This window comes from Mesorhizobium sp. WSM4823 (assembly GCF_055811195.1).
Genome location: NZ_JBVVQL010000002.1, coordinates 720141 through 743139, shown reverse-complemented (window position 1 = coordinate 743139; position 22999 = coordinate 720141). Strand labels below are relative to the sequence as shown.

Genomic DNA, 22999 nt, shown 5'->3' with positions numbered 1-22999 from the left:
GCGCTCCAACGAAAAGAAGTGCATGGCCGATCTGTTCAGTGTCGACGAACCGGAAAAGACGCCGCCCGGCAGGCCGCTGGCCGACCGACTGCGCCCGAAGAACCTTGGCGAGGTCGTCGGCCAGGAGCATCTGACCGGGCCAGACGGCGCACTGACGCGGCTGATCGGCTCGGGCTCGCTCGGCTCGATGATCTTCTGGGGGCCGCCTGGGACGGGCAAGACGACGGTCGCGCGGCTGCTTGCCGGCGAGACCAGCCTTGCATTCGAACAGATATCGGCGGTGTTTTCCGGTGTCGCCGACCTGAAGAAAGTGTTCGAGGCGGCGAAGCTGCGCCGCACCAACGGCCGGCAGACGCTGCTTTTCGTCGACGAGATACATCGCTTCAACCGGGCTCAGCAGGACAGTTTTCTGCCTGTCATGGAAGACGGCACCGTCGTGCTGGTTGGCGCCACCACCGAGAACCCGTCCTTCGAGCTGAATGCCGCGCTGTTGTCCCGCGCCCGCGTGCTGGTCTTCCATTCGCTCAATGAGGACAGCATCGCCAAGCTGCTGGCCAGGGCGGAGGAGACCGAGGGCAGGGCGCTGCCGCTCGACGACGAGGCGAGGGCGGTGCTCATTCGCATGAGTGATGGCGATGGCCGTGCGGCGCTGACACTGGCCGAAGAGGTTTGGCGCGCCGCCAAGTCGGAGGAGGTGTTCGGCGCTGAAGGCCTGCAGCGCATCGTCCAGCGCCGCGCGCCAATCTATGATAAGGGCCAGGACGGCCACTACAATCTGATCTCGGCCCTGCACAAATCGGTGCGCGGTTCCGACCCGGATGCCGCCCTCTATTATCTCGCCCGCATGTTCGACGCCGGCGAGGATCCGCTCTATCTCGGCCGCCGGCTGGTGCGCATGGCGATGGAGGATATCGGGCTGGCCGACCCGCAGGCGCTGGTCATCGCCAATGCCGCCAAGGATGCCTACGACTATCTGGGCTCGCCAGAGGGCGAGCTCGCCTTCGCCGAGGCCACCGTCTATCTTGCCAGCGCGCCGAAATCCAATGCCGTCTACACCGCCTTCAAGGCTGCCACGCGGGCGGCGAAGGAGTTCGGATCGCTGCTGCCGCCCAAACACATCCTCAACGCGCCGACCAAGCTGATGAAAGAAGAGGATTACGGCGCGGGCTACCGTTATGACCATGATGAGCCGGACGCTTTTTCCGGACAGGATTATTTTCCGGAAAAGATGGGCCGCCACATATTCTATGATCCGCCGGAGCGCGGCTTCGAACGCGATATCAGGAAGCGGCTGGACTATTGGGCGAAGCTGAGAAGCGAGCGGGAAAAGTAGCCTCGCACGGTTCTGCTCGGGACGGCGCCGGACCCTGAGCAACAGGGATTGACCGAGGTCGCCCTGTAAGGGCAGTAGACGGCGATGGTCAATCTCCTCCTCGTTGCCGCCGGCGGTGCTATTGGTGCCGGGCTTCGCCACATCGTCAATTTCGTTGCGCTGCGTCTTGTCGGCCCGAGTTTTCCCTGGGGCACGATGGCGATCAACATCGTCGGCTCCTTTGCCATGGGCCTGTTCATCGCGACTCTGGCGCGGCGCTACGGTGGATCAAGCGAGCTTCGGCTGTTCGTTGCCACCGGCATCCTCGGCGGTTTCACCACCTTCTCCGCCTTTTCGCTCGATTTTGCGACGCTGTGGGAGCGTGGCGCGACGCTGCCGGCGTTCGGATATGCGCTTGCCAGCCTGATTGGCGCGATCATTGCCCTGTTTCTGGGTCTTTGGCTCGCAAGAAGCCTGCCTTAATGCTATTGCCCCCGCTTACAGCACCGTGCGTCCCTTGGACGCGCAAGGACGCCGTAGCATTTTTATTTTTGCGCATGATCCCCAGAGAAATCGGTTTCGATTTTCAGGTCATGCGCTGGAAACGGGTAAAGCGAGACCATGGCAGGCGTAGAACAGATCACGGTGGAGGCCGGCGAGGCGGGCATGCGGCTCGACCGCTGGTTCAAGACCCATTTCCCGGGCCTTGGCTTCGGCCATCTGCAAAAACTGCTGCGCTCCGGCCAGATCCGTGTCGATGGCGGCAGGGTGAAAGCCGATACCCGCGTCGAGCCGGGCCAGATGGTCCGTGTCCCGCCGCTCGAAGTGGACAAGAAGGGCGAGAGCCCGCTCACCGGCCACTCCATCCGTAACCAGGGCGACGCCGACGTTCTGGCCAAGATGCTGATCCATGAAGATCCGAAAGTGTTTGTCTTCAACAAGCCGGCCGGCCTTGCCGTCCAAGGCGGCTCGGGCGTCACCCGCAACGTCGACGACATGCTGGAAGCCTGGCGCAATCAGAAGGGCGAGAAACCGCGCCTGGTGCACCGGCTCGACCGCGACACGTCAGGCGTTCTGGTCGTCGCTCGCACCAGGCTCGCCGCGATGAAGCTTGCCGAGGCGTTCCGGGCGCGTGAAACCAAGAAGACCTATTGGGCGCTGGTCAAGGGGGTGCCGCCGAAGCGCGAGGACAAGATCTCGACCTGGCTCATCAAGGAGCCGACACCGGACGGCGACCGCGTGCGTGTCGCCAAGCATGGCGAAAAGGGCGCCGACCATGCGGTGTCTTATTACCGGATCGTCGAGCAGGCGGCGCAGACCTTGTCCTGGCTGGAGATGGAACCCTATACCGGCCGCACCCACCAGCTTCGCGTCCATGCGGCTCACATCGGCTGCCCGATCATCGGTGACCCCAAATATTTCGAGGCCGACACCAATTGGGATTTCCCCGGCGGCATGCAGAACCGCTTGCATCTGCACGCGCGCCGCATCGTCATCCCGCATCCCGACAAGGGTTTTGTCGACGTCACCGCACCGATGCCGCCGCATATGCGCCAGAGCTGGAACCTGCTCGGTTTCGAGGACGCGAGCGCGGAGGATTAGATCCAGTGGGTATCGCCACCGAAACGCTCGATCGCCGCGACACGGTCGACATGGCGGCCGCCGCCATCATGGTCGGGCTGACCTTTTCCTGGGGGCTGAACTACGTCGCCGCCAAGATCTCCTATGCCGGCTACGATCCCGTTTTCCTGTCGATCGCACGGTCGGTCATTGGCGGGCTGTGCGTTCTCATCTGGTGCCGCTGGCGCGGCATTGTGCTTTTTACCCGCGACGGAACGCTTGTCGCCGGCATTCTGGCAGGCGCGCTTTTTGGTCTCGAGTTCCTGTTTCTCTATATTGGGCTCGAACAGACGACCGTCGCGCGCAACACCTTGCTGGTCAACACCATGCCGTTCTGGGTGCTGGTCGGCGGGCATTTCCTGCTGAACGAACGCATCACCGCGCGTCGGCTCGTCGGCCTTCTGCTCGCATTCGCTGGATTAGTTGCGGTGTTCTCCGACCAGTTGAGCGCCGATAATGGCGTGACACTGACCGGTGATCTGCTCAGTCTCGGCGCCGGCATTCTCTGGGCCCTGACCTACATCGTCATCAAGCGGACGAAATTGGCGGAAACGAGCGCCGAGAAGTTGCTGCTTTACCAACTGGCCGGCGCTGCCGTGGTCGGCGCCCTGGTGCTGCCTTTCGCCGGCCCGCCCGTCCGCGACTTCGCCGCTTTGCCGACCTTGGCTCTGCTTTTCCAGGCGGTCTACATCGTCGCCTTCACCTATGTGCTGTGGTTCTGGCTGATCAGGCGCTATCCGGCGTCGGGCCTATCGAGCTTCACCTTCCTGTCGCCGGTGTTCGGCGTGCTGTGCGGCGCCATCTTCTTGAACGAGCCGCTGAGCGTTCGTATTTTCCTGGCTCTCGGCCTCATCGCAGCCGGCCTGATCATTGTGAACCGGCCGGCCCGAAAACAGATCCCCGGATGAAAGGCTCCGGCATGCGCGATATTCTCAACGACCTTGAAGCGGGAAAGCAGCTCTCCGATCCGGATCCGGTGCGTCGCGCCCAGATCCAGATGAAGACGCACCTGCCGAAACGCTTCTACAAAGCCGTTTCGGTCGCGCCGGCCGAGAATGGTTTTGCCGTTCATCTCGATGGCAAGCCAGTTCGCACGCCGGGCAAGGCGCTGCTGGTCCTGCCGACCGAAAAAGCGGCCGCTCTGGTCGCCGACGAGTTCGCCGCACAAGGTGAGACCATCGACCCGGTGACGATGCCGGTCATGCGTCTGGTCAATACGGCCATCGATGGCGTCGCCAGCGACCCGCAAGCGGTGCTGGAGGACATCTTGCGCTTTGCCTCGTCCGATCTGCTCTGCTATCGCGCCGAGACCCCACAAGGGCTGGTCGACCGGCAGAACCAACATTGGGATCCCATCATCGATTGGGCGCGGAGCGCGCTCGGCGCCCGGTTTCATCTCGCCGAAGGGGTGATCCATGTCGAGCAGCCGCGTGAGAGCATCGCGGTGCTCGGTGTTCATCTTGCCCAGCGTGCCGACCCGCTACGGCTGGCGGCCATCCACGTCATGACATCGCTGACGGGATCGGCCCTGCTGGCGCTGGCCGTCGATTTCGGCGAGATCGACGGCGAGGCAGCCTGGACTGCCGGCCATGTCGACGAGGATTGGCAGGCCGAGCACTGGGGCCATGACGCGGAAGCTGTCGCGCGCCGCTCGGCCCGCAAGCGCGACATGATGGCCGCCGTCGGCCTGCTCGAGGCGCTCAAGGGCTGACCGCAATCGCCGCCCGCACGTTAGAGCGACGTGCGTCCAGTGGGACGCACAAAGTACGCTCTAACACTTTGAATCTATGCATCGTGCTTTCCGAAGATCGATTCCGATCTTCGGGCCGATGCATTGAACCAAAGTCATAATCCCAAAGGCGGGCTGCCTCTGGGCGGCGCTTTCTGTCATTTCTCGCGGCGATAGCTGCCCGAGTTCGTGTCCGGAGGCACGACACCGCGCAGCATCGAGCACAGCGAGATATCACGGGAGGACGAATTCATGGTAATGGCAGCGACCGCCGGCAGAGCAAGCCGCGGCATGACGCGGGAAGAGAAGAAAGTCATCTTCGCTTCCTCACTCGGCACCGTTTTCGAATGGTATGATTTCTATCTCTATGGCGCGTTGGCGGCCGCGATCGGTGCGACATTCTTCGCCTCTTATCCAGAGGCGACGCGCAATATTTTTACGCTGCTGGTTTTCGCCGCCGGCTTCCTCGTACGCCCGTTCGGCGCGCTGGTGTTCGGCCGCATCGGCGATCTCGTTGGTCGCAAATACACCTTTCTTGTCACCATCATGATCATGGGCCTGTCGACTTTCCTGGTCGGCCTGCTGCCTGGTTCGGCAAGCTGGGGCATTGCAGCGCCCATTATCCTGATTGCGCTGCGCATGCTGCAAGGCCTGGCGCTCGGTGGTGAATATGGCGGCGCCGCGACCTACGTCGCCGAGCACGCACCCGACGACCGTCGCGGCTTCTACACGTCGTGGATTCAGACGACGGCGACGCTCGGCCTGTTCCTGTCGCTGATCGTCATCCTGATCGTGCAGAATTCGCTGAGCAAGGAGGATTTCGCAGACTGGGGCTGGCGTATTCCATTCCTGCTCTCAGCCATCCTGCTCGGCATATCGGTCTGGATTCGCCTGTCACTTGCCGAATCGCCGACCTTCCAGCGCATGAAGGACGAGGGTAAGGGCTCCAAGGCACCGCTGACGGAAGCCTTCGGCCAATGGAAAAATGCCAAGATCGCACTGCTCGCGCTGCTCGGCCTTACCGCCGGCCAGGCCGTGGTCTGGTACAACGGCCAGTTCTACGCGCTGTTCTTCTTGGCGAATGTGCTCAAGGTCGATCCTCAGTCGGTCAACATCATGATCGCCATCGCGCTGGCGCTCGGCACGATCTTCTTCGTCGTCTTCGGCTGGCTCTCCGATAAGATTGGCCGCAAGCCGATCATTATGGCAGGCCTGGCGCTGGCGATCGTCACCACCTTCCCGCTATTCAAGGCGCTGACCTGGGCAGCCAACCCGGCGCTCGCCACCGCCCAGCAAAACACCCGTGCCACGATTACCGCTGCGCCTGGCGACTGCAAGTTCCAGTTCAATCCAACCGGAACGCGCAAGCCTCTCACGTCGTGTGACATCGCGACCGACTTTCTTGCCAAGAGCTCGGTGCCCTATGACATTGTCACGACAGCGGCACCGGGGACCGCGGCCAGCGTCATGATCGGCAACGCAACGGTGACGTCTTATGATGCCGTGGCAGCCGCAGACAAGGCAACGTCAAGCGACGCCGCGTTCAAGAAGGCAATCAACATCGCGTTGCAGGACGGCGGCTATCCGCTCAAGCGAGCTGCGGCCAAGGTCGCCGACCAGAAGCTTGACGCCTTCGCTGCGACCAATCCGGAACTGAAGCTCGACGCCGCCGCCATCCGCGCCGGCGACAAGACGGCGGTTCCGGCCGACCAGGCGATCAAGGACAAGCTGCTGACGGCCGACGAGGCGGCGGGAGCGCCCGAGATCACCGTCTACAACGTTCCGGAGGGAGGCGCCTTTGCGATGTTTGCCGACCCTGAACAGGTCAGTTGGGCAAAGGTCATCGGCATCCTGTTCATCCTGGTTCTTTATGTGACCATGGTCTACGGACCGATCGCCGCGATCCTGGTCGAGATGTTCCCAACCCGCATCCGCTATACCGGCATGTCGTTGCCCTATCACATCGGCAATGGCTGGTTCGGGGGCCTGCTGCCAGCAACGGTGTTCGCGCTCAGCGCCTACAAGGGCGATATCTACTACGGCCTCTGGTATCCGGTGGTGATCGCGGCGATGTCGTTGATCATCGGCCTAATCTTTGTCAGAGATACGCTGGGAACGGACCTGCACGCCAAGAGCTGATCCTGGCCTGATAGCAACAATGCAAAGCCCGGCGCGAGCGATCGCGCCGGGCTTTGCAATTCGTCAGAAGCGATGCGGAAGGAAGGGCCTAGCTCTTCCGGTCCTGTTTCTCTTCATCGATGGCCGCTTCGTGATACCAGCCGCTTCCGAAATCCGTACGGTTGCGCAATGAAGCAAGTTCTGCCGCGAACTTAGCCTTTCCGCTTAAATTTGAGGCAGAAGCGCGCGCTGCCACCGGGAACATCAGGATTTTGGCCGACTGACGAGCAGGAGTGATTTCCATTGTCGGTCTCCTTTCTTCTGCAGAGCCTTGCCGATTCAATCTTTCCTGAAGATAGGTTATGCAACCGAGTTAGGCAATATGATTACAAAAAGAACAGTAAATGCCTATTATTTAGGCGAAGTATGCTTGTGATTGATCCGGACGCATTGTGGTGACGGGACGACGAATTTGTCGGGGTGCGACGTCAGTTTTGTCGCATCCTTTGCCGGCGAGAATGGCACACGAATTGCTTTTTAATAATTCGGCAGGTCGGCTGCAGGGTGGCTGGCACGCCGGCGCCGTCCAGGGTTCGGTGATCAAAGCAACGAGAGGCTAGAATGACGAAATACAAGCTCGAGTACATTTGGCTCGATGGATACACCCCGGTTCCCAACCTTCGCGGAAAGACGCAGATCAAGGAATATGCCGAGTTCCCGACGCTCGACCAGCTTCCTCTGTGGGGCTTCGACGGTTCTTCGACCATGCAGGCCGAGGGCCACTCGTCCGACTGCGTGCTGAAGCCGGTCGCCATCTATCCGGATCCCGCGCGCACCAATGGCGTGCTCGTCATGTGCGAAGTCATGATGCCGGATGGTGTGACGCCGCATGTTTCCAACAAGCGCGCCACCATCCTCGATGACGAAGGCGCCTGGTTCGGCTTCGAGCAGGAGTATTTCTTCTACAAGGATGGCCGCCCGCTCGGTTTCCCCGAAAGCGGCTACCCGGCGCCTCAGGGCCCGTACTATACCGGCGTCGGTTACAGCAACGTCGGCAGCGTCGCCAGGCAGATCGTCGAGGAGCATCTCGACCTTTGCCTCGCCGCCGGCATCAACCATGAAGGCATCAATGCCGAGGTGGCCAAGGGACAGTGGGAATTTCAGATCTTCGGCAAGGGCTCCAAGAAGGCCGCCGACCAGATGTGGATGGCCCGCTATCTGATGCAGCGGCTCACCGAGAAATACGGCATCGACATCGAATACCACTGCAAGCCGCTCGGCGACACCGACTGGAACGGTTCCGGCATGCACGCCAATTTCTCGACCGCCTATATGCGCGAAGTCGGCGGCAAGGCCTATTTCGAAGCGCTGATGGCTGCCTTCGACAAGAACCTGATGGACCACATCGCCGTCTACGGGCCGGATAACGACAAGCGTCTGACCGGCAAGCATGAGACCGCGCCGTGGAACAAGTTCAGCTATGGCATCGCCGATCGCGGCGCCTCGATCCGCGTGCCGCATTCCTTCGTCAACAATGGCTATAAGGGTTATCTCGAGGATCGCCGCCCGAACTCGCAGGGCGACCCCTACCAGATCGCTTCGCAGATCCTGAAGACGATCGCCAGCGTGGACACGGCGGAGAAAAAGGCCGCCGCCTGAGCATTCGTCATGGCGTGGACGCCCCGTCTGCGCCGTGACCACTTCTTGTCATGCCAGCTCTTGACGGTGCAAAGAAAACCCCCGCCGGATCGCTCCGGCGGGGGTTTTTGTTGTCTCTTATTCGTCCGATCAGACCGAATAATACATGTCGTACTCGACCGGATGCGGGGTCATTTCGAAGCGCATCACTTCGGCCATCTTGAGCTCGATGTAGCTGTCGATCTGATCGTCGTCGAACACGCCGCCGGCCTTCAGGAAGCCGCGGTCTTTGTCGAGGCTCTGCAGCGCCTCGCGCAACGAGCCGCAGACGGTCGGGATCTTCTTCAGCTCCTTCGGCGGCAGGTCGTAGAGATCCTTGTCCATCGGCTGTCCGGGATGGATCTTGTTCTTGATACCGTCGAGGCCGGCCATCAGCATGGCGGCAAAGGCGAGGTAGGGGTTCGCGCCCGGATCGGGGAAGCGGACCTCAACGCGCTTGGACTTCGGCGACGAGCCGAATGGGATGCGGCAGGAGGCAGAGCGGTTGCGGGCCGAATAGGCGAGCAGCACCGGCGCTTCATAGCCGGGCACCAAGCGCTTGTAGGAGTTGGTCAGCGGATTAGTGAAGGCGTTGATCGCTTTGGCATGCTTGATGATGCCGCCGATGTAAAACAGGCAGCTCTCCGAGAGGCCGGCATATTCATTGCCGGCGAAGGTCGGCTTGCCACCCTTCCAGATCGACTGGTGGACGTGCATGCCCGAGCCGTTGTCGCCGAAGACCGGCTTCGGCATGAAGGTGGCCGTCTTGCCATAGGCATTGGCGACCTGGTGCACGACGTACTTGTAGATCAGCATCTTGTCGGCATTGCGGACCAGCGTGTCGAACTTGATGCCGAGTTCATGCTGGGCAGCGGCGACTTCGTGGTGATGCTTTTCGACCCGCACGCCCATTTCGGCGAGCACAGTCAGCATCTCCGAGCGCATGTCCTGCGCCGAATCGATCGGCGGCACCGGGAAATAGCCGCCCTTGATACGCGGACGGTGACCGAGGTTGCCGGTTTCGTAGTCGGTGTCGTCGTTGGACGGCAGTTCGGTGGAGTCAAGCTTGAAGCCGGTGTTGTACGGGTCGGCCTTGTACTTGACGTCATCAAAGACGAAGAACTCGGCTTCCGGGCCGACGAAGATCTGATCGCCGATGCCTTCCGCCTTCATGTAGGCTTCGGCCTTCTTGGCGGTGCCGCGCGGGTCGCGGTTGTAGGACTCTCCGGAGATCGGATCGAGGATATCGCACAGGATGACCATGGTCGACTGTGCGAAGAACGGGTCCATATGCACCGTCTCGGTGTCGGGCATCAGCACCATGTCGGACTCGTTGATCGCCTTCCAGCCGGCGATGGAGGACCCGTCGAACATGACGCCGTCGGCAAACATGTCTTCCTCGACCTCAACGACATCCATCGTCACGTGCTGCAGCTTGCCCTTCGGATCTGTGAAGCGCAGGTCAACGAATTTCACATCGTTGTCCTTGATCTGCTTCATGATGTCTTTGGCTGTCGTCATGTCATGTTTCCCTGTCTGATGACGTTTCGAGGAGATGATCTGAAATCAGAAACCTCAGACCGCGTCCATCCCTGTTTCGCCGGTGCGGATGCGCACGACTTCCTCGATGTTGGAGACGAAGATCTTGCCGTCGCCGATGCGGCCGGTCTGAGCGGCCTTGCGGATGGCTTCGATCGCGCCTTCGACCGCGTCGTCACCGAGCACGACCTCGATTTTCACCTTGGGCAGAAAATCGACGACATATTCGGCGCCGCGATAGAGTTCGGTATGGCCCTTCTGGCGGCCAAAACCTTTGGCCTCCGTAACGGTGATGCCTTGCAGCCCGGCCTCCTGAAGCGCTTCCTTCACTTCGTCTAGCTTGAACGGCTTGATGATCGCTTCGATCTTTTTCATGTAAAAAGTGGCCTCCGCTGCCAAAAAAGACGGGTTGTGAGCCCCGCTTGCGCCTCTTTCAAGCACGAACTGTGCCAATTTGAGGGGATTCGAAGCGGTATCACGCGATTTCGATGCCATGCCGCGTCAGGATATGATTTCGCGTCATTCGCTGCGTTGGATGCGTCATGGATACTGGGAACCTACACATTGTCAGCGCTCCCGTCCGCACAATAATTGAGCATATAGCGCGCTTTGCAGGCAATTTTGTTTCGGCGACGCCATTGTCCCCAACGATGTGCTTACAGATTGCGCCATCTCGGCACCCGTTTGCTTCGAACCGAAAACTGGACGATCTTTGAACACAAGGACCGGGGTTTGAACACAAGGATCGAGCTTGAGCCAATGCGTATCGGCAATCCATGAATAACGAACTTTTGTCTCCGGCCGAGATGACCGAGGCCGACCGGCTGGCGATTTCCGCTGGACCACTCGACGGCATTGGCTTGATGCGCAATGCCGGTGCCGCGGTCGCTGCAGAGGTGCTCGCCCATTTCCCGGCTGCCAGAGGGGTTCACGTCCTGTGCGGTCCCGGCAACAATGGCGGCGACGGCTACGTCGTGGCCGGCTTGCTTCATGACAGTGGCGTCGACGTAACCGTGTGGGCATCCGGCTCACCTAGGCCTGGCAGCGATGCAGCGCTCGCTGCCCTGGAATGCCCGGTCGAACCTAGGCCGCTATCGGCGTTTGTTGCCGAGGCAGGTTCGATCGTGGTCGATGCGCTTTATGGGGCAGGGCTGTCCAAGCCGTTGTCCGGCGATGCCGCCAAGGCGGTCGAGGTCGCGACAGAACTGAACCTGCCTGTCGTCGCGGTCGATCTGCCCTCGGGCGTGTCAGGCGAGAGCGGCCAGAGTTTCGGCCAGGCATTCCGCGCCCGAATCACGGTGACGTTTGCGCGAAAAAAGCCTGGCCATCTGCTGTTGCCTGGGCGCGAGATGTGCGGTGAGCTGGTGCTTGCCGACATCGGCATCAGCGACGGGATCATTGCGCAGCTTGAACCGCGAACCTTCGAGAACACCCTGCAGCTTTGGATAGGGGATTTCCCGGTTCCAGCCGTCGACGCCCATAAATACAAGCGCGGCCATGTCGGTGTTTTTTCCGGCGGGCCATCGGCGACGGGCGCCGCACGGCTGTCGGCGCTTGCCGCGGCCAGAAGCGGGGCAGGGGCGGTGACCGTGCTGTCGCCGGCGAACGCGTTGCAGGTAAATGCCGCGCATCTGACCTCGATCATGCTGCGTAAGGCCGACACAATCGTGGACGTGAAAGAATTCATCGGCCACCGGCCGTCGGCTTTCGTCCTCGGACCCGGATTTGGCGTTGGTGAAAAAACACGGGATTTTGCCCTCGACGTGCTGGCCACCGGGCAGCGGCCAAACGGAAAGGTCGACGGGCTGGTGCTCGATGCCGATGGCATCACGTCGTTTCGCGATGCGCCGAACGCTTTGTTCGAAGCCGCCCGTCCTTCGAACGCGCCGGCGCTGGTGCTGACGCCGCATGAGGGCGAATTCGCCAGGCTGTTTCCGGACATCGCAGGAGACAACAACCTGTCCAAGCTGGCCAAGGCGCGCACTGCCGCCGAGCGCGCTGGCGCCATCGTCGTCTACAAGGGCGCGGACACCGTAATCGCGGCGCCCGATGGCAGAGCGGCGATCAACGGCAATGGTGCGCCATGGCTGGCCACTGCCGGGTCGGGCGACGTGCTGTCGGGCATCATTGCCGGCCTCCTGGCGCAAACTATGCCGGCTTTCGAAGCCGCCTGCGCGGCGGTCTGGATCCATGCCGAGGCCGGCAGCCGTTTCGGACCTGGGCTGATCGCCGAAGACTTGCCGCTGGCGCTGCTACCGGTGCTGCGCGAGCTTGCAGAAAATCGCAATGGGATGATCGCTGGATGAACCGCTGGCTCGCCTTGGTCGCCGTAATTTTCGTCGTCCTCTTCACAGCCAATCTCGCGCGTGCCGAAGGTCCGGTGATCATCGTAGACGATCCGGCCGTGCTTGCCGCCCTCGACAGTAGAGGCTTTGGTTTCGCCGGCATTTTCGGCGTCGATGGCAAGGGCGACCTGAAGACGCTCTATGACAAGGCACCGGCCTATCACCAGATCGTCGAAACGGTTGCCGGCGATGTCGCTGCGCTGCGAGCCGAGATGAAGGCTGGCGGGCGGCCGCTCTACGAAGTCACCGACGGCAATGTCGGCCGCATCATGGACATGCGCTGGCTGAAGACCGACGCCGCGCGCTTCCGGCTGGTCGGTGTCGTCAACCGGCTCGATCGGCGCGATTTCGCCGAGATGCGGGGTGACGGAAGCTGCGGCGAGGTGCGTTTCATCTATCGCCTTGCCTACAGCTTCAAGAAAAACGGCAAGGTTCTGGCCTCGCGCCTGCCGTTCAACTTCAATGCCATCTACAGCGTCGCGCCGGACGCCGATGGCGGCTGCGTCGGCGTTGCCGGGCGATGGACGCCGCAGCTCGATGAAACCGTCGACATCGGCTGGCTCATCGGCGGGCCGGTTGAAAAGGCCGGGCTGAGCTTCAAGCAGCTCGAGCTCAACGCCCAGGTGGTGCGCTTTCCCTCCGGCCAGGAGACCGAATTCGGCGGGCAGGCCGCCTATCTCATGCGGATTTTCGGCATCGACGGCGCTGAAGTCATCGAGAGGCCGCTGGAAAACACGCCTGACGTGGCGCTGCTGTCGGAAGACGCCGCGCTGAAGCAAAGACTCGCCGACTACATCGACGCCAATCTCACGGCAGTCGATCTCGGCGTCTACGAAATCCCGGATGAATTCCTGGCGAAGAAAATCATCTCTTGGTCGACCTTCGGTAGCGCAAGGCAGGCCAACCACCCATTCACGCCGCTTTTCCAGCCCGCGGATTTTTCTGGGCTAGACTATTCCGCGCTGAGACTGGTGCGCACGCCGGAAGCGCTGGTCGAGCGGCTGGACAATGGCGCCTGCCAAGGTTGCCATCAGGCGGGCTCGACCGCCGGTTTCCATTTCATCGGTCTCGACGACAAGACGACCTCGCCGCTGAACCGCATCGAGGTCGGCATCTCGCCGCATCTTCATGCCGAGATGCCGCGGCGCGAGGCTTGGCTGCGCGCGACCGCCGAGGGCAAGGAGCCGAACCGCTTCCGCCCGCTGTCCTTCGCGCCGCCGGCCGCATGGAAGGACGCCGGCGAGGTCGCTTACGCACCGGCCGAGATGGCGATGCCATGTCTGATGCCGGAGGATGCGGCCCGTTTCGGCACGACTTGGCAATGCGGCGGCGGCACCGTCTGCACGCCGCTGGCGACTGCTTCGGCCGTGCGGACCAAACTGGCGCAATGCCTGCTGCCCAAAGACAATAAAAAGATGTTTTCCGGCCATCCATGCCTGACCGGCTCGATCACCAGCAATCCGGCGCAGCCGTTCAATGACCGCTACAGCATATCGGGCCAGTTCGCCGCCTTCGCGACCGACATTTCGCGCACCGCCTATACCTGCCGCCCTCCGAAGATCGGCGTGCCGGCAGGCATCGCCTATCGCGGCTGCGACGAGAAGGACCGCAGCTTCGCCGGCTTCAAGCCGGGCAAGCCGATGCCGAACGAGATCTGTGGGCTGGTCGGCGGCAAGAAATTCGACATTTGCGTGGCGACCAACAATTTCGACCAGTGCCTCGGCGGCGCGGTCAATCGCGGCAACCGGCCGGCCTGCTCGGCCGATCATTTCTGCCGCGAGGATTATATGTGCCAGTCGCTGCCATCAGACACGCCGGGTGTAGCCAAGGTGAAGGGTATTGGCTTCTGCTCGCCGACCTATTTCATTTTCCAGATGCGCATCGACAACCACGCGACGCCTTGGGCGGGCGCCGTCCGCGCGACGATGGGAGCTGGGTTCGGAGCGGCGGCAGCAGAGTGAGCTTTTGCTGTAGCCGCCTTCGCGCTGCCAGCGATGTCACAGTGGAATGTTGTCGTGCTTCTTCCAGGGGTTCTGCATATCCTTGTTGCGCAGCATGCGGAGCGCGCGCGCAATGCGCCGACGGGTCGAATGGGGCATGATCACCTCGTCGACATAGCCGCGCTCGGCGGCGACGAAGGGTGACAGGAAGCGATCCTCGTAAGCCTTTGTATGCGCTGCGATCTTCTCCGCATCGCCGATGTCCTTGCGATAGATGATCTCGACCGCGCCCCTGGCGCCCATCACCGCGATCTGCGCCGTCGGCCAGGCATAGTTCATGTCGCCGCGCAGATGCTTTGATGCCATGACGTCATAGGCGCCGCCATAGGCTTTTCGGGTGATGACGGTGATCTTCGGAACGGTCGCCTCGGCATAGGCGAACAAAAGCTTGGCGCCATGCTTGATCAGCCCGCCATATTCCTGCGCGGTGCCGGGCAGGAAGCCTGGAACGTCGACGAAGGTGACGATCGGAATCGAGAAGCAGTCGCAGAAGCGCACGAACCGCGCCGCCTTGCGGCTGGCGTCCGAATCGAGCACGCCGGCCAGCACCATCGGCTGGTTGGCGACGAAGCCGATCGTGCGGCCTTCGACGCGCCCGAAACCGGTGACGATGTTTTTCGCAAAATTCTGCTGGATCTCGAAGAAGTCACCCTCGTCGGCAACTTTAAGGATCAACTCCTTGATGTCATAGGGTTTGTTGGCATTATCGGGGATCAGCCGGTCGAGCGACAGATCGTGATCGGTGACCGACTGGTAGCATTCGATCTCGGGGATATCAGCCGTGTTGGAGGCCGGCAGCAGATCGACCAGTCGGCGCATCTGCAGCAACGCCTCGACGTCATTGTCGTAAGCGCCGTCGGCGATCGAGGACTTCGTCGTGTGGACTGAGGCGCCACCAAGGCTCTCGGCGGTCACCGTTTCGTTGGTGACCGTCTTCACCACGTCTGGCCCGGTGACGAACATGTAGGAGGTGTCGCGCACCATGAAGATGAAGTCGGTCATGGCAGGCGAATAGACGTCGCCGCCGGCGCAAGGGCCCATGATCAGTGAAATCTGCGGGATGACACCAGAGGCCAGCACATTGCGTTGAAAAATCTCGGCATAGCCGCCGAGTGCCGCCACGCCTTCCTGGATGCGGGCGCCGCCGGCGTCGTAGAGGCCGATGATCGGCGCGCGGTTGCGCAGCGCCATCTCCTGCACCTTGACCACCTTTTCGGCATGGGCCTCGGAGAGCGAGCCGCCGAACACGGTAAAGTCCTTGGCGAAGACATAGACCGGGCGGCCGTTGACGGTACCCCAGCCGGTGACGACACCGTCGCCAGCGACCTTGGTCTTCTCCATGCCGAAATCGGTCGAGCGATGCTCGACATACATGTCGAACTCCTCGAACGAGCCCTCGTCGAGAAAGACGTCGATGCGTTCGCGCGCGGTGAGCTTGCCCTTCTTGTGCTGAGCGTCGATACGGGCCTGGCCGCCGCCCATGCGCGCCATGTCGCGGCGGCGCTCGAGTTCCTTCAGCACGTCCTTCATCGGTCGATCCTCAAAACGGAAAGCTGATTTGTGGTAATCATGCCGGCAAAGGAGCGCAAGCGCCGCTTTCGTCACGGCTTGCTGCGTACTATCGGCCGCGCTTTTGCCTTTGGTCTCGATACGCCGATGGGTGTCCCGTAGCCGTTTCTCCCGCGGCGAAACTTCTTGGCAGGCATTCGCCTGATGTGGCAGACTGAACTTATGAAGAACAACATTGAAATATCAGAGGATTTGAGCCGCCGGATCGACATCTTGGCCTCGCGCTCAACCTTGACTCGCGATCAGATCATTGAGGATGCGCTGTCGCACGGCCGTTCCCTGGCGTGGCAGGAAAAGTGTGTCGCAGGTGTGCAGGCGGGAATCGAGGCCGCTAATCATGGGGACTTCGCAAGCGAGGAAGAGATTGCGGCGGTTCTCAACAAATTTGGTCAGGCATAAAGGTCTGTGCGAATTGTCTGGACCCGCCACTATCTGATCGAGCTTGCATCAATCGGCGACTATATCGCCCAGCGTAGCCCGCGGGCCGCCGCCCGAGTCGTCAATGACATTCATTCAAAGACTGCTCGGCTGTTATCCGCCAATCCATTCATCGGACGCATCGGCGAGATCAAAGGCACTCGTGAACTGGTGATTTCCGGCACACCCTACATCGTCGCGTATCGGGTGAACGACACTCAAATAGAAGTTCTATCGTCCAGCACGGGGCAAGGGAGTGGCCGGATGAAGTTTTAGCAGACGTCCACGGTTGCTCATCCTGTCTGTTTTTGCCGCACTGCAACATGGCGCCCCTTGCATTCCGCGGCGAACTCAGCCATATGCAGCCACATAGGCGCTTGGGCCGGGAGTCTCCGGCCTTCTCGACGAATGAGACTGGTTGCGTCTGTTTTCCCACTTTCCGGCACATCGGCGAGGCGGCGAAAAAGCCCCGCGGCATGATGCCTGCGGGCACGACAGCGCAGCCGAGTGGACGATCCGTCCGCCCGCCTTGTCGTTCCATATCAATTTTTTCGACGGCAGGTTGCGCCCTGCCGCCATCGATGTTGCGGCCAGGAGCCGCGTGAAAGAAGACTATTTTGACCAACGAAAACACTTTTGCCGGTACCACTTCGACCGGTAACACTGCGGAACTCACCGGTTTCGCAGCGCTTGGAATTTCGGGCGCGCTGCTCAAGGCGACCCATGGCGCCGGCTTTACCGAGCCGAAGCCGATCCAGACTCAGGCGATCCCGCCCCAGATGGAAGGCCGTGACATCTTCGGCATCGCCCAGACCGGCTCCGGCAAGACGGCGGCCTTTGCGCTGCCGATCCTGTCGAAAATCATCGCGCTCGGCACCAAGCGCCGTGCAAAGACCACACGTGCCCTGATCCTGGCGCCGACGCGCGAGCTCGCCGTACAGATCGAAGACACCATCAAGATTCTCGCCAAGGGGGCGCATGTCTCGACCGCGCTTGTGCTTGGCGGCGTCTCTCGCTTCAGCCAGGTCAAGAAAGTTGCACCCGGTGTCGACATCCTGATCGCCACGCCGGGCCGCTTGACCGATCTGGTGCGCGAGGGTGACCTTATTCTCTCCGACACCAAATGGCTGGTGCTGGACGAGGGTGACCGCATGCTCGACATGGGCTTCATCAACGACGTCAAGCGCATCGCCAAGGCGACCGCACCCGACCGTCAGACGGTGCTGTTCTCTGCGACCATGCCGAATGAAATCGCCGAGCTGGCGAAAGGCCTGCTGAAGAATCCGATCCGCGTCGAAGTGGCACCGCAAAGCACCGCGGCGGCCGAGATCGTGCAGGGCGTCGTTTTTGCCCGCACCAAGCAGAAGCGCCAGGTGCTGTCCAAGATGCTCGCCGACGAGGCGATGAAGTCCGTCATCATCTTTTCGCGCACCAAGCATGGCGCCGACAGGGTGACCAAGGACCTCGAGCGCGACGGCTTTAAGGCCGCCGTCATCCACGGCAACAAGTCGCAGAACGCTCGCCAGAAGGCGCTGAACGATTTCCGCGAGGGTTCGGTGCGCATTCTTGTGGCGACCGACATCGCGGCGCGCGGCATCGACGTGCCCGGCATCAGCCACGTGGTCAATTTCGACCTGCCGGACGAGGCGGAGAGCTATGTTCACCGCATCGGCCGCACCGGCCGCAACGGCATGGACGGAATCGCCATCACGCTTTGCGATCCGTCCGAGAACAGCAAGCTGCGCCAGGTCGAGCGCATCATCCGCACCAAGCTGCCTGTTGTTGCCGACCATCTCGGCAGTCCCGATCCAGTGCGCAATCCGGCTGAAAAGAACGAGCGCTTCGAGCCGGCCAATGACCGCAACGACCACAATGGCCGTCGCGACGGCCGGCGGCCCGGAGGCCAGAACAACGGCTTCGGCAAGAAGCGCTTCGGCGACAAGCCAGCCTTTGCCGGCGAGCGCAAGCCGGAAGGCGCCAAGCCCTTCAAGGGCAACAACAAGCGTCGTTTCGGTGGCAAGCGGCCGGCGGCGCGGGCTGCGTAATCACATAGGTGCATCCGGCCGAGCCGTACGGCTCGGCTGCTCGCAATGAAAAAGGCGATCGGAGCGATGCTTCGGTCGCCTTTTTCGCCTGAGACCTAAACCTTGCCCAAATGCTTTGGCCAGAATTCCTGGTGGACTTCGGCGGCTTCGTCTTCGAGGTTCGTCGGGCCAACCACAGTGACGGCCCGCGCGCCGGTCTGCAACACTGCCCGGCTAGGCACATTTAACCCGATCCCAGCAATCTCGCCGAGCCGCGTTTCGGAGCACGCAAACACCATACGCCCGATACCCGACCAGTAGATCGCCCCGGAGCACATCGCGCACGGCTCAGTGCTGGTGTAGAGCGTGCAGTCAGCGAGAAAAGCAGGATCGTAGTGCTGCGCCGCCAGTTTAACCAAGTTCATCTCGGCGTGTTTTGTCATATCGTGGCCGGTGAAGACGCTGTTTTCGGCGCGAAGGATGACTTCGCCGTCTTTTACCAATAGCGAGCCAAACGGTTCGTCGCCGTTTGCCATCGCGGATTTCGAGAGCGCAATCGCCTCGCGCAGAAACGGCTCGTGATTTTCCATGAGAACCCCCAAGAGTTAGAGCGGGATGATCTTCCCTCGGATCGGAGGCATTTCCAAGGGGCTGCAAATCCGATTCAAGATCGGTGATCTGCATCGCTGCAACCGTCATCTTCTGGTTCAATAAGCAATGCGTCCTGAGGCTAATTCACCACCGCCTCCACCCACACCACAATGCGCTGCGTGAGGAAAGCTGTCGTTGCTGGCGACAGCGCGTCACCGGCAATGACGTGGTTATCCCGATCGCCGGTATCGTCGACCGGCACCAGCTCGTGCGCGGCGCCCCAGCGCCCGGCAATTTCACGGGTGCGGTCGGGCCGCACAATCTTGTCCGAATCCGAAAAGATGAACAGGGCAGGGATCGTTGCCTTCTCCACCGGCGCGCCATAGGCAAGCTCGGTCAGCGCCACCATCGGCAACGCAGCCGCGATCGGATAGCGGTAGGTCCAGAATTTCTCGTGCAGCGCGTTGCGTGGCACGAAGCTGCGCTCCTTGCCGGCGACCAGCTCGGCGATTGCTCGGCCCCACGGCATGGTCAGAAGTTCGGCGCCGGAAGCCTTGACGCCGAAATTCGGCGAGATGAACGCGATTGCCGCAACCCCGTCCGAAGCGCCCGGCTGCGTCGCGGCCCAGGCCGCAAGCGAGCCGCCGGTCGAGGTAGCGATGACGATCACCTTGTCGCCGATCGCCCGGCCGATGGCGAGCGCTTCCTCATAATCGTTGATCCACGCGTTGACGCTGCCTTCGGCCATTGCGGGACCGCCCTGTCCGTGGCCGGTGAGGCGGGTGTAGTAAAGATTGGCATCCAGCTGATCGGCCACCTCGTCGGGCAGCGGACGAACCTCGCCCTTCGACGCCGAAAAGCCGTGGATATAGACGATCGCGAGCGGCGTCCTGGCACGGACCATCGGGTTGGCCCAGATGATTTCCTTCTCCAGCCCATCGTAAATGTCCGGTATGGCAGCCTCCTTGCGTGCCAGATAGGCCTGTGGATCGTCGCCGATTGCGGAGGCATCGAAGCGTATCGTGGTGTCGACCGGTACACGCGGGCCAAGCGAGAAAGCGAGGACGAGGACGAGGGCGAGACCCAATATCGCAAGCACGATCCGTCGCCCCATCGCAGACTCCACGCATCAATTCTCAATCTATGGCCGCAAAATGCAAACAGGCAACGGGATCCCGCCCCGGGGCGGGATCGCCAACTTTATGGCGGGCCTATTCGCTCGGAGGCTTGCGGTCGAAATTCAGCGGACGTGACTTCCAGCGGGTCGCGGTGCTGATGAACCATCGGCAGAATGGTCGCGGCAGGATGCTGAGCAGCTTCAGGCCCCAGCTTAGGCGGCGCGGGAAGGTGACTTCGAAGCCGCCGGATTTGATGCCGCGCGCGATGCGGCGCGAGGCTCGATTGACGGGCATCAGCGCGGGCATCGGCAGCAAATTCTTCTCGGTCAGCGGCGTGTCGACGAAGCCCGGATTCATCACCTGAATGCGCACGTTCATCTTATCAAAGTCGTATTTCAGCGACTCCGCCAATATGTTGATCGCTGCTTTGGTGCCGCCATAGGCGGCCGTAGTCGGCCAGCCGAAATAGGCGGTGACCGAACCGACCAGCACGACATGGCCGCGCGCGCGGACGCGCATGCGTTCGATGACGGGTACCAGACCATTGATGATGCCGAAGTAATTGACCTCGAAGGACTGGCGAAACCCTCGGACGGTGAGGTCTTCGCCGGGGGTCGCAATATAGTTCCCGGCGTTGAAGACGGCCAAGACGATGGGGCCGAGATCCCTCTCGATCGCCGCGACCGTCTTTGCCATGCGCGTCTCGTCGGTGACGTCGCAGGGATAGGCCGTGACATGGCCCGGCATCTGGGCCGTCTCGACAACCAGCGAGTCGATCGGATCGCCGTCGAGCGCCGTCACCGCGACGGTATAGCCTTGAGCCGCCAGGTCCTTGGCCAGTGAACGGCCGATGCCGCTGCTGCCACCCGTGATCCAGGCGACGCCGTGCTTCGGGTTAGCCCGATAGAGTGTCATGCTATGCCCTGCGACATTGTCTTAGCCTGTGCTCTAGCGGTGAAGAAATCGAATGAAAAGAGCGCTTTTCAGCGCGAGCTTCAAATGAATACCGGAACGCGACATCTGTTTTCAGGAAATTGCAGCCCAGAAATGCCGCTGGACCAGACAAATTCTTGCCTTGAAACCGAAGCTTCGGGTTTCTAGGGTTCCGCCGCAAGCATAAAGGAATCTCCATGCCCCGTTCTGTGATCGAAGCGATCGGCAACACACCTCTGATTCGCCTCAACAAAGCCTCGGAAGAAACCGGCTGCGAGATCCTGGGCAAGGCCGAATTCATGAATCCGGGCCAGTCGGTCAAGGACCGCGCCGGGCTGTTCATCATCCGCGACGCCGAACAGCGCGGACTCTTGAGGCCGGGCGGGGTCATCGTCGAGGGAACGGCCGGCAACACCGGTATCGGACTGACGCTGGTCGCCAAGGCACTTGGTTATCGCACCGTGATCGTCATTCCCGAGACGCAGAGCCAGGAGAAGAAGGACACGATCAAATTGCTCGGCGCCGAGCTGATCGAAGTGCCTGCCGTTCCCTACAAGAACCCTAACAATTATGTGAAACTGTCGGGTCGTCTGGCCGAGCAGATGGCCAGGTCCGAGCCGAACGGCGCGATCTGGGCCAATCAGTTCGATAACGTCGCCAATCGTGACGGCCACATCCGCACTACGGCGGAAGAAATCTGGACCCAGACCGGCGGCAAGGTCGATGGCTTCGTTTCCGCCGTCGGGTCTGGCGGAACGCTGGCCGGCGTTGCGCTCGGGCTGAAGGCCAAAAACAAGGACGTGAAGGTCGCGCTCGCCGATCCGCTGGGTGCCGCACTTTATAGTTTTTACACCAGTGGTGAGCTGAAATCGGAAGGCAGCTCGATCACCGAAGGCATCGGGCAGGGGCGGATCACCGCCAATCTGGAAGGGTTCACGCCGGATTTCTCGTTCCAGATTCCGGACGAGGATGCGCTGCCGATCGTCTTCGGCCTGATCCAGGAGGAGGGCCTGTGCGTCGGCGGCTCGACCGGCATCAACATTGCCGGCGCGATCCGGTTGGCGCGTGAAATAGGCCCCGGCCACACCATCGTGACCGTGCTTTGCGACTACGGCACGCGCTATCAGTCGAAATTGTTCAACCCGGAATTCCTGCGCCAAAAGAAACTGCCGGTGCCGGGTTGGATGGAACAACGAAGCACAATTTCGGTGCCGTTCGAAAAGGTTGCGTGATGGCTTACAGGACGGATGCCCTGTTTCGCGACGACGCTTATCTCAGGGCGGCTGATGCCGTCGTTGTCGCCGTCAACGACCGTGGCGGCATCATTTTGGACCGGACGATCTTCTATGCCACGTCGGGCGGGCAACCGGGCGATACTGGCACTCTCGAACGCGCCGACGGCAGCCTGATCGCTGTTGCAGCCGCCATTACCGGCGAGACCAAGGACGAGATCATTCATGTGCCGCCGCCTGAGCAGGCGGTGCTTGAGGTCGGCGAGCCGGTAAAGCTCGCTGTCGATTGGGAGAGGCGGCATCTGCTGATGCGCATGCACACAGCCTGCCATTTGCTCACCGTCGCCTGCCCATTCCCGATCACCGGCGCCTCGGTTTCCGAGGACGACAGCCGCGTCGATTTCGATATTCCGGATGCCGGCTTCACTAAGGAAGACGTGACGGCCAGGCTGATGGAGCTGGTGCGGGCCGACCACCCGGTCTTTATCAGGCTGATCACCGACGAGGAACTGGCGGCCAATCCGGGACTGGTGAAATCCAAGAATGTTCGGCCACCCGTCGGCACGGGCAAGATCCGCCTGGTCTGCATTGGCGAGAACGCCTCTATCGACAGCCAGCCTTGCGGCGGCACCCATGTGAAGAGCACTGGAGAAGTCGGCGAGATCCATATTGGCAAAATCGAGAAGAAGGGTCGCGAAAACCGGCGCTTCCGAATACGCTTTGGTCCGATGCCCACGGCTTGATATATAGATTGCCAAAGGCGGGGCAGGAGAAG

21 protein-coding genes are annotated in these 22999 nt (G+C 61.5%); 14 read left to right on the top strand and 7 right to left on the bottom strand.

What is annotated here, in order from left to right; genetic code table 11:
- The first annotated feature begins 22 nt into the window (after nucleotides 1-22).
- The 6 genes from AC0L26_RS08470 to AC0L26_RS08445 all read left to right on the top strand — a co-directional run bounded on the left by AC0L26_RS08470 (nucleotide 23) and on the right by AC0L26_RS08445 (nucleotide 6800).
- The gene (locus AC0L26_RS08470) at nucleotides 23-1333 is read left to right on the top strand and encodes a replication-associated recombination protein A (protein WP_352930404.1); all 1311 of its coding nucleotides are present in this window, start codon (nucleotides 23-25) and stop codon (nucleotides 1331-1333) included.
- Nucleotides 1334-1417: 84 nt separating this feature from the next.
- Nucleotides 1418-1795, top strand: a complete 378-nt coding sequence (crcB, locus tag AC0L26_RS08465; protein ID WP_352930402.1) for a fluoride efflux transporter CrcB — start codon at nucleotides 1418-1420, stop codon at nucleotides 1793-1795.
- A gap of 138 nt (nucleotides 1796-1933) precedes the next feature.
- Nucleotides 1934-2914 (top strand): RluA family pseudouridine synthase, encoded by a 981-nt coding sequence (locus AC0L26_RS08460; RefSeq protein ID WP_473632124.1) that lies wholly within the window; start codon nucleotides 1934-1936, stop codon nucleotides 2912-2914.
- Nucleotides 2915-2964: 50 nt separating this feature from the next.
- On the top strand, nucleotides 2965-3840 hold the full coding sequence (locus AC0L26_RS08455; RefSeq protein WP_473632158.1) for a DMT family transporter: 876 nt from the start codon (nucleotides 2965-2967) through the stop codon (nucleotides 3838-3840).
- Between the two features lie 11 nt (nucleotides 3841-3851).
- Nucleotides 3852-4643: an ATP12 family chaperone protein gene (locus AC0L26_RS08450; protein WP_473632123.1), complete on the top strand. Its 792-nt coding sequence runs from the start codon at nucleotides 3852-3854 to the stop codon at nucleotides 4641-4643.
- Nucleotides 4644-4913: 270 nt separating this feature from the next.
- Nucleotides 4914-6800, top strand: a complete 1887-nt coding sequence (locus AC0L26_RS08445; RefSeq protein WP_473632122.1) for an MFS transporter — start codon at nucleotides 4914-4916, stop codon at nucleotides 6798-6800.
- Between the two features lie 88 nt (nucleotides 6801-6888).
- On the opposite strand, the gene AC0L26_RS08440 is transcribed toward AC0L26_RS08445, so the two are convergent.
- The gene (locus AC0L26_RS08440; protein ID WP_354492394.1) at nucleotides 6889-7083 is read right to left on the bottom strand and encodes a DUF2735 domain-containing protein; all 195 of its coding nucleotides are present in this window, start codon (nucleotides 7081-7083) and stop codon (nucleotides 6889-6891) included.
- 317 nt (nucleotides 7084-7400) lie between these two features.
- Between AC0L26_RS08440 and AC0L26_RS08435 the strand changes: the two genes are divergently transcribed.
- Nucleotides 7401-8438, top strand: coding sequence for a glutamine synthetase beta-grasp domain-containing protein (locus AC0L26_RS08435; protein ID WP_473632121.1), 1038 nt, complete (start codon nucleotides 7401-7403; stop codon nucleotides 8436-8438).
- 129 nt (nucleotides 8439-8567) lie between these two features.
- On the opposite strand, the gene glnA is transcribed toward AC0L26_RS08435, so the two are convergent.
- Nucleotides 8568-9977, bottom strand: a complete 1410-nt coding sequence (gene glnA, locus AC0L26_RS08430) for a type I glutamate--ammonia ligase (RefSeq protein ID WP_023799265.1) — start codon at nucleotides 9975-9977, stop codon at nucleotides 8568-8570.
- A 54-nt stretch (nucleotides 9978-10031) separates the two neighbouring features.
- A complete protein-coding gene (locus tag AC0L26_RS08425; RefSeq protein ID WP_006205430.1) occupies nucleotides 10032-10370 on the bottom strand; it encodes a P-II family nitrogen regulator in 339 nt (112 codons plus the stop codon).
- A gap of 401 nt (nucleotides 10371-10771) precedes the next feature.
- Here AC0L26_RS08425 and AC0L26_RS08420 point away from each other — a divergent pair, with 401 nt between their 5' ends.
- Together AC0L26_RS08420 and AC0L26_RS08415 are read left to right on the top strand one after the other, a co-directional pair.
- Nucleotides 10772-12301: an NAD(P)H-hydrate dehydratase gene (locus tag AC0L26_RS08420; RefSeq protein WP_473632120.1), complete on the top strand. Its 1530-nt coding sequence runs from the start codon at nucleotides 10772-10774 to the stop codon at nucleotides 12299-12301.
- On the top strand, nucleotides 12298-14301 hold the full coding sequence (locus tag AC0L26_RS08415) for a hypothetical protein (RefSeq protein WP_473632119.1): 2004 nt from the start codon (nucleotides 12298-12300) through the stop codon (nucleotides 14299-14301). The genes AC0L26_RS08420 and AC0L26_RS08415 overlap by 4 nt, the downstream gene beginning before the upstream one ends.
- A 36-nt stretch (nucleotides 14302-14337) precedes the next feature.
- On the opposite strand, the gene AC0L26_RS08410 is transcribed toward AC0L26_RS08415, so the two are convergent.
- On the bottom strand, nucleotides 14338-15870 hold the full coding sequence (locus AC0L26_RS08410; RefSeq protein ID WP_473632118.1) for an acyl-CoA carboxylase subunit beta: 1533 nt from the start codon (nucleotides 15868-15870) through the stop codon (nucleotides 14338-14340).
- A 201-nt stretch (nucleotides 15871-16071) separates the two neighbouring features.
- Between AC0L26_RS08410 and AC0L26_RS08405 the strand changes: the two genes are divergently transcribed.
- The 3 genes from AC0L26_RS08405 (at nucleotide 16072) to AC0L26_RS08395 (ending at nucleotide 18371) form a co-directional block, all read left to right on the top strand.
- Nucleotides 16072-16308, top strand: a complete 237-nt coding sequence (locus AC0L26_RS08405) for a transcriptional regulator (RefSeq protein WP_473632157.1) — start codon at nucleotides 16072-16074, stop codon at nucleotides 16306-16308.
- A 6-nt stretch (nucleotides 16309-16314) separates the two neighbouring features.
- Entirely contained in the window at nucleotides 16315-16602 is a 288-nt protein-coding gene (locus AC0L26_RS08400; RefSeq protein WP_473632117.1) for a type II toxin-antitoxin system RelE/ParE family toxin, read from the top strand.
- A 341-nt stretch (nucleotides 16603-16943) separates the two neighbouring features.
- Nucleotides 16944-18371 (top strand): DEAD/DEAH box helicase, encoded by a 1428-nt coding sequence (locus AC0L26_RS08395; RefSeq protein WP_473632116.1) that lies wholly within the window; start codon nucleotides 16944-16946, stop codon nucleotides 18369-18371.
- A gap of 95 nt (nucleotides 18372-18466) precedes the next feature.
- Here the strand turns inward: AC0L26_RS08395 and AC0L26_RS08390 are convergent, their stop codons facing one another.
- The 3 genes from AC0L26_RS08390 to AC0L26_RS08380 all read right to left on the bottom strand — a co-directional run bounded on the left by AC0L26_RS08390 (nucleotide 18467) and on the right by AC0L26_RS08380 (nucleotide 20974).
- Nucleotides 18467-18940, bottom strand: a complete 474-nt coding sequence (locus tag AC0L26_RS08390) for a nucleoside deaminase (protein ID WP_473632115.1) — start codon at nucleotides 18938-18940, stop codon at nucleotides 18467-18469.
- Between the two features lie 140 nt (nucleotides 18941-19080).
- The gene (locus tag AC0L26_RS08385; RefSeq protein WP_473632114.1) at nucleotides 19081-20055 is read right to left on the bottom strand and encodes an alpha/beta hydrolase; all 975 of its coding nucleotides are present in this window, start codon (nucleotides 20053-20055) and stop codon (nucleotides 19081-19083) included.
- Nucleotides 20056-20152: 97 nt separating this feature from the next.
- Nucleotides 20153-20974, bottom strand: a complete 822-nt coding sequence (locus AC0L26_RS08380; RefSeq protein WP_473632113.1) for an SDR family oxidoreductase — start codon at nucleotides 20972-20974, stop codon at nucleotides 20153-20155.
- A gap of 215 nt (nucleotides 20975-21189) precedes the next feature.
- Here AC0L26_RS08380 and AC0L26_RS08375 point away from each other — a divergent pair, with 215 nt between their 5' ends.
- Both AC0L26_RS08375 and AC0L26_RS08370 read left to right on the top strand, forming a co-directional pair.
- Entirely contained in the window at nucleotides 21190-22224 is a 1035-nt protein-coding gene (locus tag AC0L26_RS08375) for a cysteine synthase A (protein ID WP_473632112.1), read from the top strand.
- Nucleotides 22224-22967 carry an alanyl-tRNA editing protein gene (locus AC0L26_RS08370; protein WP_473632111.1) on the top strand — a complete coding sequence of 248 codons (744 nt, stop codon included), beginning with the start codon at nucleotides 22224-22226 and terminating at the stop codon, nucleotides 22965-22967. Before AC0L26_RS08375 ends, AC0L26_RS08370 begins: the two co-directional genes overlap by 1 nt.
- The last annotated feature ends 32 nt before the right edge of the window (nucleotides 22968-22999 follow it).

Excerpts from the sequence above, each read along its gene's own strand:
- AC0L26_RS08470 (WP_352930404.1), top strand. The coding sequence starts at position 23 with ATGGCCGATCTGTTCAGTGTCGACGAACCGGAAAAGACGCCGCCCGGC.
- crcB (WP_352930402.1), top strand. The coding sequence starts at position 1,418 with ATGGTCAATCTCCTCCTCGTTGCCGCCGGCGGTGCTATTGGTGCCGGG.
- AC0L26_RS08460 (WP_473632124.1), top strand. The coding sequence starts at position 1,934 with ATGGCAGGCGTAGAACAGATCACGGTGGAGGCCGGCGAGGCGGGCATG.
- AC0L26_RS08455 (WP_473632158.1), top strand. The coding sequence starts at position 2,965 with ATGGCGGCCGCCGCCATCATGGTCGGGCTGACCTTTTCCTGGGGGCTG.
- AC0L26_RS08450 (WP_473632123.1), top strand. The coding sequence starts at position 3,852 with ATGCGCGATATTCTCAACGACCTTGAAGCGGGAAAGCAGCTCTCCGAT.
- AC0L26_RS08445 (WP_473632122.1), top strand. The coding sequence starts at position 4,914 with ATGGTAATGGCAGCGACCGCCGGCAGAGCAAGCCGCGGCATGACGCGG.
- AC0L26_RS08440 (WP_354492394.1), bottom strand. The coding sequence starts at position 7,083 with ATGGAAATCACTCCTGCTCGTCAGTCGGCCAAAATCCTGATGTTCCCG.
- AC0L26_RS08435 (WP_473632121.1), top strand. The coding sequence starts at position 7,401 with ATGACGAAATACAAGCTCGAGTACATTTGGCTCGATGGATACACCCCG.
- glnA (WP_023799265.1), bottom strand. The coding sequence starts at position 9,977 with ATGACGACAGCCAAAGACATCATGAAGCAGATCAAGGACAACGATGTG.
- AC0L26_RS08425 (WP_006205430.1), bottom strand. The coding sequence starts at position 10,370 with ATGAAAAAGATCGAAGCGATCATCAAGCCGTTCAAGCTAGACGAAGTG.
- AC0L26_RS08420 (WP_473632120.1), top strand. The coding sequence starts at position 10,772 with ATGAATAACGAACTTTTGTCTCCGGCCGAGATGACCGAGGCCGACCGG.
- AC0L26_RS08415 (WP_473632119.1), top strand. The coding sequence starts at position 12,298 with ATGAACCGCTGGCTCGCCTTGGTCGCCGTAATTTTCGTCGTCCTCTTC.
- AC0L26_RS08410 (WP_473632118.1), bottom strand. The coding sequence starts at position 15,870 with ATGAAGGACGTGCTGAAGGAACTCGAGCGCCGCCGCGACATGGCGCGC.
- AC0L26_RS08405 (WP_473632157.1), top strand. The coding sequence starts at position 16,072 with ATGAAGAACAACATTGAAATATCAGAGGATTTGAGCCGCCGGATCGAC.
- AC0L26_RS08390 (WP_473632115.1), bottom strand. The coding sequence starts at position 18,940 with ATGGAAAATCACGAGCCGTTTCTGCGCGAGGCGATTGCGCTCTCGAAA.
- AC0L26_RS08385 (WP_473632114.1), bottom strand. The coding sequence starts at position 20,055 with ATGGGGCGACGGATCGTGCTTGCGATATTGGGTCTCGCCCTCGTCCTC.
- AC0L26_RS08380 (WP_473632113.1), bottom strand. The coding sequence starts at position 20,974 with ATGACACTCTATCGGGCTAACCCGAAGCACGGCGTCGCCTGGATCACG.
- AC0L26_RS08375 (WP_473632112.1), top strand. The coding sequence starts at position 21,190 with ATGCCCCGTTCTGTGATCGAAGCGATCGGCAACACACCTCTGATTCGC.
- AC0L26_RS08370 (WP_473632111.1), top strand. The coding sequence starts at position 22,224 with ATGGCTTACAGGACGGATGCCCTGTTTCGCGACGACGCTTATCTCAGG.